General features: G+C 63.6%; 12 protein-coding genes. 6 read left to right on the top strand and 6 right to left on the bottom strand.

Annotated elements, in window-relative coordinates; all coding sequences use genetic code 11:
- The first annotated feature begins 20 nt into the window (after positions 1–20).
- Positions 21–869, top strand: coding sequence for an energy transducer TonB (locus tag ACMAUO_RS19690; RefSeq protein ID WP_420358667.1), 849 nt, complete (start codon positions 21–23; stop codon positions 867–869).
- A 4-nt stretch (positions 870–873) separates the two neighbouring features.
- On the opposite strand, the gene ACMAUO_RS19685 is transcribed toward ACMAUO_RS19690, so the two are convergent.
- The 3 genes from ACMAUO_RS19685 to ACMAUO_RS19675 are packed head-to-tail and all read right to left on the bottom strand — an operon-like array spanning position 874 to position 3,465.
- Positions 874–1,023, bottom strand: coding sequence for a DUF2474 domain-containing protein (locus ACMAUO_RS19685; protein WP_420358595.1), 150 nt, complete (start codon positions 1,021–1,023; stop codon positions 874–876).
- Positions 1,010–2,029, bottom strand: a complete 1,020-nt coding sequence (cydB, locus tag ACMAUO_RS19680) for a cytochrome d ubiquinol oxidase subunit II (RefSeq protein ID WP_420358594.1) — start codon at positions 2,027–2,029, stop codon at positions 1,010–1,012. The genes ACMAUO_RS19685 and cydB overlap by 14 nt, the downstream gene beginning before the upstream one ends.
- 2 nt (positions 2,030–2,031) lie before the next feature.
- On the bottom strand, positions 2,032–3,465 hold the full coding sequence (locus tag ACMAUO_RS19675) for a cytochrome ubiquinol oxidase subunit I (protein ID WP_420358593.1): 1,434 nt from the start codon (positions 3,463–3,465) through the stop codon (positions 2,032–2,034).
- 278 nt (positions 3,466–3,743) lie between these two features.
- Between ACMAUO_RS19675 and ACMAUO_RS19670 the strand changes: the two genes are divergently transcribed.
- The 4 genes from ACMAUO_RS19670 to ACMAUO_RS19655 all read left to right on the top strand — a co-directional run bounded on the left by ACMAUO_RS19670 (position 3,744) and on the right by ACMAUO_RS19655 (position 6,295).
- On the top strand, positions 3,744–4,778 hold the full coding sequence (locus ACMAUO_RS19670; RefSeq protein ID WP_420358592.1) for a Dyp-type peroxidase: 1,035 nt from the start codon (positions 3,744–3,746) through the stop codon (positions 4,776–4,778).
- An 11-nt stretch (positions 4,779–4,789) separates the two neighbouring features.
- Complete coding sequence (locus tag ACMAUO_RS19665; RefSeq protein WP_420358591.1) at positions 4,790–5,605, top strand: family 1 encapsulin nanocompartment shell protein; 816 nt, start codon at positions 4,790–4,792, stop codon at positions 5,603–5,605.
- 124 nt (positions 5,606–5,729) lie between these two features.
- Positions 5,730–6,065, top strand: coding sequence for a hypothetical protein (locus tag ACMAUO_RS19660; protein ID WP_420358590.1), 336 nt, complete (start codon positions 5,730–5,732; stop codon positions 6,063–6,065).
- Positions 6,066–6,115: 50 nt separating this feature from the next.
- Entirely contained in the window at positions 6,116–6,295 is a 180-nt protein-coding gene (locus ACMAUO_RS19655; RefSeq protein WP_420358589.1) for a hypothetical protein, read from the top strand.
- 19 nt (positions 6,296–6,314) lie between these two features.
- On the opposite strand, the gene ACMAUO_RS19650 is transcribed toward ACMAUO_RS19655, so the two are convergent.
- From ACMAUO_RS19650 to ACMAUO_RS19640, 3 genes are read right to left on the bottom strand one after another with little or no spacing between them, the layout of a single operon-like run.
- A complete protein-coding gene (locus tag ACMAUO_RS19650; RefSeq protein ID WP_420358588.1) occupies positions 6,315–9,479 on the bottom strand; it encodes an error-prone DNA polymerase in 3,165 nt (1,054 codons plus the stop codon).
- Positions 9,476–11,029, bottom strand: coding sequence for a DUF6504 family protein (locus ACMAUO_RS19645; protein ID WP_420358587.1), 1,554 nt, complete (start codon positions 11,027–11,029; stop codon positions 9,476–9,478). The genes ACMAUO_RS19650 and ACMAUO_RS19645 overlap by 4 nt, the downstream gene beginning before the upstream one ends.
- Positions 10,914–11,705 carry an ImuA family protein gene (locus ACMAUO_RS19640; RefSeq protein WP_420358586.1) on the bottom strand — a complete coding sequence of 264 codons (792 nt, stop codon included), beginning with the start codon at positions 11,703–11,705 and terminating at the stop codon, positions 10,914–10,916. The genes ACMAUO_RS19645 and ACMAUO_RS19640 overlap by 116 nt, the downstream gene beginning before the upstream one ends.
- Positions 11,706–11,910: 205 nt before the next feature.
- Between ACMAUO_RS19640 and ACMAUO_RS19635 the strand changes: the two genes are divergently transcribed.
- Positions 11,911–13,983 carry an ATP-dependent helicase gene (locus ACMAUO_RS19635; protein ID WP_420358585.1) on the top strand — a complete coding sequence of 691 codons (2,073 nt, stop codon included), beginning with the start codon at positions 11,911–11,913 and terminating at the stop codon, positions 13,981–13,983.
- Positions 13,984–13,998 lie beyond the last annotated feature (15 nt).

Genomic DNA, 13,998 nt, shown 5'->3' with positions numbered 1-13,998 from the left:
CCACCGCATTTCCTGCTGAAATAGCAGACGCTGCCCCGCCAGCGGGCAGTCAGCCCGCGTTCTCCCTGCTGCGACAGGCCCGCGCCCGGCGCGAGCGGCATGACGACACCATTCGCTGGGCAACATCGGCCTTTATCGTGGTCGTCCTGTCATCGGCCGGCATATGGGGCCTGATACGACTGAAGCCGGCATCACCGGTCCCGGTGGCCTCTCCTCCGGCGGCCATCGCCATTGATCTGGCGCCCGAACCGGTGGCTGCCCCCTCGCCGTCAACGGACACACCGCCCGGTCCCCAGCAGACGATGGCCGAACCCGCACCGCAACCGGATCCACCGCCCAGAATAACGGCTCCCCCCTCCCCCGCTCCGACGCCGCCTGTTCCGGTGGCGCGACCCGAGAAGCCCCGCCCGCTGAAAAAACAGATCCTGTCCCCGGCGCATGAACGAAAGCCGGTTCCGGACAAAACCCCACCGGCGCAGGAAACAACGGCTCCCCCATCCTCGGATGCCCCTTCCGCACCATCCTCCGCGACACCCGTTTCCGGTGCTGCGTCATCGCAGGCAAGCCATGATCCGGTCACATGGCAGGGTGAATTGCTGGCACGCCTTGAAAAATACAAGCGTTATCCAGCCGAATCCCAAACCCGTCACGAAGAGGGTACCGCCATGCTGCATTTCGCGATGGATCGCAAAGGGCATGTGCTGTCGGCACGAATCAGTTCCAGTTCGCACTATGCGACTCTGGATGAAGAGACGCTTGCCCTTATACACAGGGCGGAACCCCTACCGATTCCCCCCGACAGCATTCCGGGCAATGCGATCACCCTTACCGTCCCAATCGAATTCTATCTGAACCAGTACAGGAACTGACCCATCATTTGGGAACCATCAGATGGAGCAGAGACGCCACCACGAAAAACGCCACTGTGCTAAGCGCCCAGATAATCACGAACCAGCCTATCCGTGCTCCGAGGCGCTTCGGCGCATCATCTCCATTCCCTTTTACGATCTCAGTGATAACCATCGGCTTCCGTCACTTTCCCGCGGAACACACGGTAGGAATAAATCGTATAGGTCAGGATGATCGGCAGCAGGATAGCGGTACCGACAAGCTGAAAGAACTGGCTCGACGGCGGCGAAGAGACATCCCACAGCGTCAGGCTGGGCGGCACGGCATACGGCCAGACCGTAATCCCGAGCCCCGAGAGGCACAGGAAGAACCAGCCGAGAGCACACAGGAACGGCCCCCAGGAATGGCCGCGACGCAATCCCAGGGCCAGCAGCGCACCCAGCACGACGACCAGCACAGGCACCGGCGCGACGAAGAGAATATTCGGCCAGTCGGTCCAGCGCCGCAGATAAGGCGCATGCAGTAACGGCGTCCACAGACTGACCGCCACGATGCCAAGGAACAGCCCGATGGCCAGCCACTTACCCCATTTGCGGCAGGACGCCTCCAGCACACCGGTCGTCCGCCAAACAAGCCAGGTCGCACCCAGCAGGCTATATCCGCACATGACCGCCAGCCCGCACAGAACACTGAAGGGCGTCAGCCAGTCGAGCGCCCCGCCGGTAAATTCCCCATTGGTAACGGCAATGCCCTGGATCACGCCGCCAAGGATCACGCCCTGACTGAAGGCGGCAATGCCCGACCCGGCCATGAAACCGACTTCCCATAACGCCTCACGCGCGGTTTCCCGCGTCATGATGCGGAATTCGAACGACACGCCGCGAAAGATCAGGGCCAGCAGCATCAGCACGATCGGCAGGTAGAAGGCCGGCAGAAGCGTGGCATAAGCTCCCGGAAACACGCCGTAGAGCACGGCGCCGCCCAGGACCATCCACGTCTCGTTCCCGTCCCAGACCGGCGCGATGGTATTGATCATCACATCCCGCCGTCCCTGATTGCGTTCCAGCGCAAACAGCATCCCGATGCCCAGATCGAACCCGTCGAGAATGACGTAGATCGTAATCGCGGCCACGAGAATGACAGCCCACACGATAGGAAGCCAATGTGCGAAATCCATCATGATCAGGCTCCTTCACCGGGAATGGGGCCGGCGATGCCCGGATGCGTATGGGTCGCCAGAACGTCGGCGGCATGGGCAGGGCTGGCATTGTGCTCGCCCTCTTCCGGCGCGCGACCCAGCAGACGGAGCAGGATCACCAGACCCGACCCGAACACGATCACATAGACCACGACGAAAGCCGCCAGCGTCACCGCCATGCTGGAAAGGACGATCGGCGAAACACTCTCGGACGTCCGCAGAAGCCCATAGACCGTCCAGGGCTGCCGCCCGACCTCGGTGGTAATCCAACCGCACAGCAGCGCGATGAAGCCGGCAGGCGCCATGCACAATGCCACACGATGAAAGATCGGGCTGATAAACAGGGCCTTGGTCCGGCGCAGCCACAGCGACCAGAACCCTACCAACGCCATCAGCATGGCAAGCGCGACCATGATACGGAACGAAAAGAAAATGACCGGCGACGGCGGCCGCTGGTCACGGGGAAAATCCTTCATCCCCGGCACCTTGCCGTCGAGACTGTGCGTCAGGATCAACGAGCCAAGCAGCGGCACCTTCACGGCATAATCCGTCCGTTCCGTCTTCATGTTCGGAATACCGAACAGAAGCTCCGATGCCCGCCCCTCGGTCTCCCAGTCGCCTTCCATCGCTGCGATCTTCACCGGCTGATATTTCAGCGTGTTCAGGCCATGCGCATCTCCGGCCAGAATCTGCAGCGGCGCCACGATCGCGGCCATCCACATGGCCATGGAGAACATCACCCGCACCGGCTCTCGCGCCATCGCACCAGCCCGCCGCGCCTTCAGCAGATGCCACGCACCGGTCGCCCCCACCACGAATGCAACGGAGAGAAACGCCGCCAGCCCCATATGGACCAGCCGGAACGGGAAGGACGGATTGAAGATGATGGCCAGCCAGTCATCCGGCATGAAGCGCCCGGTGGCCGGGTCGATCGTATAGCCGCGCGGGGTCTGCATCCACGAATTCGATGCCAGGATCCAGGTCATCGAAATCAGCGTTCCCACCGAAACGCAGCAGGTGGCCGCAAAATGCAACCCTCGCCCGACCTTGTTCATGCCGAACAGCATGACGCCGAGGAACCCGGCCTCCAGGAAGAAGGCGGTCATGACCTCGTAGGACAGAAGAACACCCGTAATCGGCCCGGCTTTCTTCGAAAAGACCGACCAGTTGGTCCCGAATTCATAGGACATGACCAGCCCGGACACGACCCCCATGCTGAAGACGATCGAGAACGCCTTGATCCAGTAGCGGTACAGGTCAAGAAAGACCTGCCGCCCGGTCTTCAGCCACAGCCCCTCCAGAACGGCCAGATAAGCCGCCAGCCCGATGGAGAAGGCCGGAAAGATGATATGAACGCCTACGGTAAAGGCGAATTGAAAGCGCGCGAGAAGCAGCGCGAAGTCAGGAGCGGTCTGCATCAACACCTTCCTAAAAGCGGAACATCGGCACGCAATCCAGAGAACAGAACCCCTCAGCCATGCCACAATGCTCCGGTATTTCTGCTAGATCACCCGCCAACCGGGCGTCCAAGACCTGTTCCTTATGAAACTATATGTCCTGCTTACAAGCAGGAGCGAATTTTGACCGGTCTGGTTATGTCCTCCACCCCGGCCGCTTGTCATCAACAGCCATCTGCCTATGCTGAACCTCAGTGAATGTTCTATATACGAGCCCGTCCGCAGGGAGTTTCAGTCCGTTGGCTACACCGCAACCCGTTGGTACGAAGCTGACCCAGGCAGCCATCTTTCTTGTCGCAACATTAAATGAGAGCGTTTCGATCAACGCCCAGGTCCGCGATCTGCTGGGAGATCTCTCATCTCTGGTGCGCGGCGTCGGCTTCCGGATCCCCGATGGGAGGTTAAGCTGCATCACGGGCATCGGTTCGCATGCCTGGGATCAACTCTTCGGCACACCCCGCCCCCGGGACCTCCACCCGTTCCAGGAAATCCGGGGCGTGCACCACGCCCCCGCCACGCCGGGCGACCTGCTCTTTCATATCCGCGCGACGCGGATGGATCTCTGTTTCGAACTCGCGGCCGCCATCGTCTCCCGGCTGGAAGGCGCCGGCGAGATCGTGGATGAAGTCCACGGGTTCAAATATTTCGACGAGCGAGACCTGCTCGGCTTCGTGGACGGAACCGAGAACCCGACCGGACAACCCGCGCTCGACGCGGCCATCGTCGGAGACGAAGACCCCGCTTTCGCAGGTGGCAGCTATGTCATCGTCCAGAAATACCTGCATGACCTCAAGAAATGGGATGCCATCCCCACCGAGGTGCAGGAACATATCATCGGCCGCCGCAAGGTGTCGGATATCGAGCTCGCGGACGCGGCCAAGCCCAGCTATGCCCATAATGTCCTCACCAATATCGAGGAAAACGGGCAGCAATTGCAGATCGTGCGCGACAACATGCCCTTCGGCGAAGTGGGCAAAGGAGCGTTCGGCACCTACTTCATCGGCTATGCGCGCTCCCCCGCGCGCACCGAGCAGATGCTGCGGAACATGTTCGTCGGCAAGCCACCCGGCAATTACGACCGGCTCCTCGATGTCAGCACGGCCGTAACCGGTGCCCTGTTCTTCATCCCCACCGGCGAGTTCCTCGACAGCGCGCCAGACATGGCCCCCGAAGCGCCAGAACCTGACGGCCAGCCCACTCTCGCCACGTCATCCACCGATCAGCAAGCCACAGGCCCACATGACGGCTCGCTCGGCATCGGCTCCTTGAAGTAAGGAAATCTGACATGAACAATCTCCACCGACATCTGGCCCCCATTTCCAGCGCGGCCTGGGCGCAGATCGAGGAAGAAGCCTCCCGCACCATCCGCCGCCACCTCGCTGGCCGGCGCGTCGTCGATACGGCGGAACCGAAAGGGACCGCATTTGCGGGGGTCGGCACGGGGCGCGGCACGCTGATCGACGCCCCCGGCCACGGCATCCGAGCCCTGCGGCGCGAGGTTCTCCCGCTGGTGGAACTGCGCGTTCCCTTTACGCTCCTGCGTACCGAAATCGATGCCGTAGAGCGCGGCTCGCTGGACGCCGACTGGCAGCCGGTCAAGGACGCGGCACGGCAGATTGCCTTCGCCGAGGATCGCGCGATCTTCGACGGCTACGCGGCAGCGGGCATCCCCGGCATCCGCAACGGCACATCGAATGCCCATCTGAAGCTCCCTGCCCAGGCCAAGGACTATCCGCACACCATCGCCGAAGCCCTGAGCGCGTTGCGCATGGCTGGCGTGAACGGCCCGTATTCGGTGGTCCTGGGGGCACAGGCTTTCGCGAATGTCAGCGGCGGTGATGATGACGGCTATCCCGTCCTCAACCATATCGAGAGCATGATCGACGGAAAAATCATCTGGGCCCCGGCCATCGAGGGCGCGTTCGTCGTATCGATGCGCGGCGGCGACCTGGCACTGGATATCGGGCAGGATTTTTCGATTGGCTACCTGTCCCACTCGGCGGACTCGGTCGAGCTTTACCTGCAGGAAAGCTTCGTCTTCCGCGTCCTGACGAGCGAGGCAACCGTTGCCATCGAGCAGCCTGAACAACCCGCGGCCTGACCGCCCGCCCGACCCCGAGCGGGCGCGGGCAACGGATGCGGGCATGGAGCGTTTCATTCCCAACAGGCCACGGCCGCTCCCATCAAACCAGACAGACCCACAAGCCTTCACGAGGACAATTGGAATGGAAAACCCCCTGGAATCCTCTCCCGAAAGAGACGCGCGCATTCTCGCCAAGGCAAAGGAGATGTGGATTGCCGACGGGAAGCCCGGCGCCGGCCCGGATGCCTACAAGGAAGCCGCATCCGACCTGATCGGGATGGAACTCAATGCCGACGCCGGGCAGATCCCGGTGGAATCCCCGGTTCCCCTCGATGCCAACGGTCAGCCCATCGAAGATGCCCGGCTGGAAGAGAATCTGGGCAATCCCGGCGGCTACATGAACGAACTGGACAACAAGCGGGAAACCCCGTTCGCGACACGGCAGGAAGAAGAGAAAGCCCTGAAGGACGAGACCTGACTGATAAAGGCCATAAGGATATCTGACGGGTAACCCATGGGAGGCTTCGGATGATCGCAGTCTATCTCGACGACAGGAGTGATCCCGTCGCCCCCCGTGAAAACGGATGGTACATCATGGATGGCCCCACCATCCTTCTGGCAGGCCCCTTCTCCAGCAGGGAGGAGGCGATCCTGTCGATCGACGAGCAGGAACCGGACCCCGAGGCAGGCGCCCTCGCCCCTTTCTGAACCTACGGCCCCTGCCCCTCTAGTGAAAATTTCTCGATTTCACGAGAACTCTTTCAGCTTGCGTCTCTCTACCCTCCCCATCGGCCCCGCCTGTTCCCCGATTTCCAACATCGGCCAGAAGATCCGAAAGATCCGTGATCTCGCGCGCCACGAGATGCACGACATCCCCTTCTTTCTGCACATTCCCCATCACGGCGAGCATCTGCCCCGCCATGACCCGGCTGCGATATTTATCGAACAGATCGCGCCATATAATGACATTCAGCGCGCTGGTTTCATCTTCCAGCGTCAGGAACACCACGCCCTCAGCCGAACCAGGGCGCTGGCGCACCAGCACCAGCCCTGCCGCCATCAGGCGCTTGCCATCCTTGGCTTCGATTGCCTGCCGGCAGGACACGATACCCATCCGGCACAGGTCCTTACGCAGAAAGGCAACCGGATGGTCGCGCAGGGTCAGGCCGATCCGGTTGTAATCCCGCGTCACCTCGGCCCCCTCCCGCATGGGCTGGAGCAGCACAACGGGTTCGTCCGCCTCCCGCGCGACAGAGGCCGCCGCGAACAGCGGCAAAGGTTCGTTCCGCAACGCCTTGATCGCCCACAGCGCCTCACGCCGTGGTAGGCCAAGACTGGGCCGGAATGCATCCGCCTCGGCCAGATGCGTCAGCGCCACCACTCTCACCTCCGTCCTGCGCCAGAGATCATCGAGCGATGTAAAGGGCCGCTCCCCCCGAACGCCCACAATGCAGGCCGCATCCTTCTCGGTCAGGCCCCTGACCAGACGCATACCCAGCCGGACGGCGAAACGCCCCTTTTCCGTCGCCGGTCCTTCCAGCATGCTGTCCCAGTGCGAGGCATTGACGCAGACCGGCCGTACCGTGACTCCATGCTCCCTCGCATCCCGCACCAGTTGGGCTGGAGCATAGAACCCCATCGGCTGGGAATTGAGCAGTGCCGCCAGAAACACATCGGGATGATGGCATTTCATCCAGGACGACGAATAGGCAAGGATCGCAAAGCTGGCAGCATGGCTTTCCGGAAAACCGTAGGACCCGAACCCTTCAAGCTGCTGGTAGATCCGCTGCGCAAATGCTTCGGAATAGTTTTTCTTCTTCATCCCCTCGATCAGCCGGGTCTGAAACTGCGACATATTGCCGGTGTGCTTGAACGTGGCCATGGCCCGTCGAAGCTGGTCCGCCTCTCCCGCCGAAAAATCGGCGCAGACCATTGCCACCTGCATCGCCTGTTCCTGGAATAACGGAATACCGAGCGTTTTCTTCAGAACGCTTTTCAGTTCCGGTGTCGGATAATCCTCCTCTTCCAGTTTTTCACGACGGCGAAGATAAGGATGGACCATATCGCCCTGGATCGGCCCAGGACGAACGATGGCAACCTCGATCACCAGATCATAGAACTGACGCGGTTTCAGACGCGGCAGCATGGACATCTGGGCGCGGGATTCGATCTGGAACACACCGATCGTATCCGCCTTGCAGATCATGTCGTAGGTCCCTGAATCCTCGGCCGGAATGGTGGCAAGCGTGAAATGCTCCCCTTTATGCTCGGCCAGCAGATCGAGCCCCCTCTTCATGCAGGTCAGCATGCCCAATGCCAGGCAATCGACCTTCATGAATTTCAGCACAGCGATATCGTCCTTGTCCCATTCGATGATCTGGCGCTCATCCATCGCCGCAGGCTCGACCGGTACCAGTTCATCGAGCCGATCATGGGTCAGCACGAAGCCCCCCGGATGCTGGGAGAGATGGCGCGGCACGCCGATCAGGCCGCACGCCAGATCCAGCGTCAGCCGGATGCGCCGGTCGGACAGATCGATGCCGGTATCCCTGAACAACGCGGGGTCCGCCTCCTTCGACCAACCCCAGATCAGGCCAGACAGCGTGCGGATCAAATCTTCAGGCAATCCCATGACCTTGGCGACATCGCGCAACGCCCCCTTGGCGCGATAGCGGATCACCACCGCCGTCAGGGCCGCCCGATCACGGCCATAATGGCCGTAGACCCACTGGATCACCTCCTCGCGCTTCGCATGTTCGAAATCGACATCGATATCCGGCGGCTCGCGCCGCGCCTCGGAGACAAACCGTTCAAACAGCAGATTATTGCGCGCCGGGTCGATGGCGGTGATGCCCAGCACGTAGCAGACCGCACTATTGGCCGCCGATCCCCTCCCCTGACACAGAATGTCCCGGGAGCGGGCATAACGGACGATACTGTTCACGGTCAGGAAATAGGGCGCATACTGCATGCGTCCGATCAGGGCCAGTTCATGCTCCAGGCTTTTCCTGACCGCATCGGGAATCCCTTCGGGATAGAATGTTCCAGCCCCTTCCCAGGTCAGTTCCTCCAGCGCCTGCTGCGGCGTCCGGCCCGGCACCGAGACCTCGTCGGGATATTGATAGGCCAGATCCTCCAGGCTGAATGTGCAGCGCTCCATGATCTCGATCGTACGGCCGATCGCCTCGGGATAACGGCCGAACAGGCGCGCCATCTCATGAGGCGGCTTGAGATAGCGATCGGCATGCCGCTCCCGCGCAAACCCGGCCTCATCGATGGTGGTGTTGTGCCGAATGCAGGTCACGACATCCTGCAGGATGCGCCGGTCATGCATATGGAACAGCACGTCATTGGTCACTACCACCGGCACCCGTGCCCGATGCGCCAGACCGGCCAGTTCATACAGACGCACCTGATCGTTGGGCCGTCGCCGCAGCGTCAGCGCCATAAAGGCCCGATCATGAAACGCTGCCTTCAGCATACGCAGATGCCGCGCACAATCTTCATCCGCCCCATCCGGAATCAGGAGAACAAGCAGCCCCTCCCCCCAGGCGGCCAGATCATCCCACAGCAGATGGCACCTGCCCTTCCCGGCCCGCGCCTTGCCGATGGTCAGCAGGCGGCACAGGCGGCCATAGGCGGCCCGATCGGTCGGGTAGACCAGCACAGGCGGAAAGTCGGCCAGGTCAAGCCGGCAGCCGACGACCAGCCGTATTCCGGCCTCCTTCGCCGCCACATGGGCCTGCACCATGCCGGCCAGCGTGTTCCGGTCGCAGAGCCCCAGGGCTTCGATCCCCAGCGCCTTCGCCTGCCGGAACAGTTCGGCCGGTGACGAGGCCCCGCGCAGGAAGGAAAAATAACTCGTCACCTGCAATTCGGCATAGCGGGTCATCCGAAGATCCCATGCAGGAACCAGCCCTGCGATCCGGTCTCGCCATGTTCCCCGTCACCGGCCCGATAGATCCAGAACCGCTCGCCGGATGTATCCTCCACCCGGAAATAGTCACGGGCCGTGGTCAGTTCGGCATCCCCCTTCCACCATTCGCCAAACACCCGCTCCGGCCCGTCGGCGCATCGCACCTTCCGCCGGACACCGCGCCAGATAAAGAAGACCGGCGGCTGATCGGGCAGTTCAGCCATGGCCTGTACGGGCTCGGGCCGGGGCAGCAGGCGCGTCGGGCGTGGCCAGTGATCCGGCCAGTCTTTCGCCTCGTCCGGTGCCAGGGCGGGCACGCGGCAGAAAGAGCGTTCGGGAATGTCGCTTTCGACCGGCGCAAAGCGATACAGCGCTTGCCTACCCACACGGTTGGCCAGAATATCGATCAGGCCCGAAACATCTGGTTCCTCCGCCTCGCCCAGCAACGACATGGCCGGACGCATCCCCACCGGCTCGGTCCACGAGGCCGTCAGCACCATCCGCTCGATCCCGAAACCAGGGTCGATGGTCTCGATCTTCTCGCAAAGCAACCGGACCAGCCGCCCGACATCCCGCACCGGCTGGGCAGTGATAATCCGGATCGCCTCGACGCGGCTATCCACCCGGTGCAGCAGCAGGTCGAAACACCGCCCCCCCTGCCCGCGTTCTTCCAGCAACTGACAAAGTGGCGGCACCAGTATGCCGATCATGCGCGCGATCGTCTCGGCGGCACCGATCGGCTCGGCAAAATTCCGGCTGACCGCCACCGGCTCAACAGGGCGGACAGGGACAATGGCCTCGGCCGCCCGCCCGAACGCCTGGTCCAGCCTGCGCGCGACATCCGGCCCGAAACGCAGCGCCAGCGGCGCGCGCGGCATACCGGCAAGCGGGCCGATGCGTGACACGCCAAGCGCATGCAGCCCATCCACAATGTCATCGGGCAAGCGCAATGCCGCGATCGGCAAGTCCGCCATCGCGGCGGACACCCCGCCGGGCGGCACGACCAGCATCCGCGTCTGCCCATAGCGCGCCAGCGCATGCGCAGCCCCCAACGTATCGGCAACGACCGCCCTGGCAGTGACCCCGGTGCGCCGCAACCGCTGGACCATCGCCGCCAGCATGGCCTGCTCGCCCCCATGCAGGTGATCGGCCCCGGTCGTATCCAGCATAATGCCATCCGACGGGTCGGCGGCCGCGACAGGGGCAATGCGCTGCTGAAACCACAAGGCCAGTTTTTCCAGCCCCTCGCGGTCCCCCTGCGGATCGGCCTCCATGATGATCAGATCGGGATAAAGCGCCTGCGCCTTGGCCACCGGCGTACCGGGACACAATCCCGCCTTGCGGGCGGCGAGATCGACCGAACGCACAACCCGGCGCCGCCCCACACGGCCTACCAGCGCCAGCGCCGCCTCAGGCGCGGGCGCGCCGGCGCCCAACCTCTTCCTGATCCGATCCGTCGGCCAGAACGGCAGGTAGAGCGAGACGATTCTCGACGAGCCCGCCCTGGGCAAGTCTCCCCTGGCCATCGCAGGCCTCCACTTCAAAAACGGCTTCATCCGCGGCCCGCGCCCGGATCAGTTCCAGCCGCCAGCGTGGCCGCCCCACACCGGGCACCGGCAGCGCGACCGATGGCAGAACCGACACCCGCCAGCGCGTGACGCTGGCCGTCGGCTGGCCGAAATCGGCCGCCCCGGTCGGCCGCCTCCATCGCCGGATCGCGATGCCCAGCGTTCCCGAGGCTTCGGCCGCCAGTTGCAGGCGGCGCGATGCCGTCATCGACAGCCGTGCCACTTCGGCCACCACGGCCCCGAGGCCCCCATGCCGCAGCCCCTCCTCGAAACAGGCCAGCACATCCACCTCCGACCGGGCCTCCACATGGATGACCCGCCGCCCCGCCAGCCCCACCTGCATCAGGGCCGGTGCGAACACATCCTGGCGACTGACGATCCACAGCACCTTCCCCCGCGTGCGCCCCGCGATCCCGGCCGAAAACTGGCCGGCCGCCGCAGCGTGCAGACCATCGCATCCACCACCCGCAACCTCATGAAGGGCCCCCAGCGTCAGCCCCCCGCCGGGCAGCCGGCTGTCGATCTCGTCCAGGCCGAACGGCAGAACCGCCCGCCCGCGCCCCGAACGGCCTTCCAGGCGGCTGATCTGCTCCCGCAGCACCTCCAGCGCGGGACGGGATTCGGATGCGGGCATGTGGCAAGACAATCCATCCATGGCGTCCCGACCGGGCTTCCCAACCGGCGGGCAGGCGATTATGTTCCCCATTTGTTCCATTCGGAGGATAGGCGTCAACGACTTTCGAAACAGCCCATCCCATTTGATCCGCACCGCGCCATGGCGGAAACTACAGACCCTCATCAGGGAATAATCCCACTTTCAGGGCGTTACGGGAGCAATCGTGGCCGACGGATATCTCGACAGGCTGAATGACGCGCAACGCGCCGCCGTAACGCACGGAGTCGCGCAAGGCACAGCCCCTCCGGCCGCGCCCCTTCTGGTCATCGCCGGGGCCGGATCGGGCAAGACCAACACGCTGGCCCACCGTGTCGCGCATCTGATCGTCAACGGCGCCGATCCCCGCCGCATCCTGCTGATGACCTTCTCGCGCCGCGCCAGTGCCGAGATGGCACGGCGGGTGGAGCGCATCTGCGCCCAGGTGCTGGGCGACAAGGCCGGCACGATGGCCGATGCCCTGGCCTGGACCGGCACGTTCCACGGCATCGGCGCGCGGATCATCCGCGCCCATGCCGAACAGATCGGCATGGACCCGGCCTTTTCGATCCACGACCGCGAGGATTCCGCCGACCTGATGAACCTGGTCCGGCACGAACTGGGGTTCTCGAGGACCGAAAGCCGCTTCCCGACCAAAAGCACCTGCCTGGCGATCTATTCCCGCGTGGTAAACGCCGAACAACCACTGGCCGATGTGCTGCTGAAGCATTACCCATGGTGCGCGGGCTGGCAGGAACAGCTCAAGACGCTGTTCGGCACCTATGTCGCGGCCAAGCAGGCCCAGAACGTGCTGGATTATGACGACCTGCTGCTGGTCTGGGCGCAGATGATGGGCGACCCTATCCTGGCCGCCGAAATCGGCGGCACATGGGACCATGTGCTGGTCGACGAATATCAGGATACCAACCGCTTGCAGGCCACGATCCTGCTGGGCATGAAGCCGGACGGCACAGGCCTGACCGTCGTCGGCGACGATGCCCAGAGCATCTACGCCTTCCGGGCCGCGACGGTGCGCAACATCCTCGATTTCCCGTCCGCCTTCCCCACCCCGGCCACCGTCCTGACGCTGGACCGGAACTACCGCTCCAGCCAGCCGATCCTCGCCGCCGCCAACGCGGTGATCGAACAGGCTTCCGAACGGTTCACCAAGAATCTGTGGACCGACCGGGCATCCGACGCCCTGCCCCGCCTGGTCAGCGTGAAGGACGATGCCGACCAGGCCCGCTATATCGTCGAACGGGTGCTGGAAGACCGCGAGCAGGGCACGATGCTGAAGCAGCAGGCGGTGCTGTTCCGCGCGTCGCACCATAGCGGCTCACTGGAAGTCGAACTGACCCGGCGCAACATCCCGTTCGTGAAATTCGGCGGCCTGAAATTTCTCGACAGCGCCCATGTCAAAGACGTGCTGGCCATGCTGCGCTTCGCGGAAAACCCACGCGACCGGGTCGCCGGATTCCGGGTGATGCAGTTGCTGCCCGCCGTAGGCCCCACTTCGGCCCGCCGGGTGCTGGACGCGATGCAGGATGCGCCAGACCCCATCGCCGCCCTGATGCAGGCCAGGGCACCCGCCCGTGCAGGCGAAGGCTGGGCCGGATTTGTCAGCATGATGCACGGCCTGCGGAACCGCTCCGCCGGCTGGCCGTCGGAAATCGGCCTGATCCGCCACTGGTATGAACCCCATCTGGAACGACTGCACGAGGACGCGACCACCCGCCTGTCCGACCTGCTGCAACTGGAACAGATCGCGGGCGGCTACCCGTCCCGCGAACGGTTCCTGACCGACCTGACGCTGGACCCGCCGGATGCAACCTCGGATCAGGCCGGCGTGCCGCTGCTGGATGAGGATTACCTGATCCTCTCCACCATCCATTCCGCCAAGGGGCAGGAATGGCGGAGCGTCTTCGTCCTCAATACCGTCGATGGCTGCATCCCCTCCGACCTCGGCACCGGCGAGACCGAGGAAATCGACGAGGAACGCCGCCTGCTCTATGTCGCCATGACCCGGGCGAAGGATTCGCTGGACCTGATCGTGCCGCAGCGTTTCCATGTCCACGGACAGCACGGCATGGGCGACCGCCATGTCTATGCCGCCCGAACCCGCTTCATCGACCGGGCCATGCTGCCCCTCTTCGAAACGCGCGCCTGGCCGGTCGTCACGCCGGAGGATGCAAAGCGCCAGGACGCGGCAAAACAGGTCCGCATCGACATGGCCGCACGGCTACGCGACATGTGGGGATAGAGCCGGCCAACATGG

The sequence above is a fragment of the Gluconacetobacter brunescens genome (genome assembly GCF_048695475.1).
In the GTDB taxonomy this organism is placed as follows: Bacteria; Pseudomonadota; Alphaproteobacteria; order Acetobacterales; family Acetobacteraceae; genus Gluconacetobacter.
This window is presented reverse-complemented; position numbering and strand designations above follow the sequence as displayed.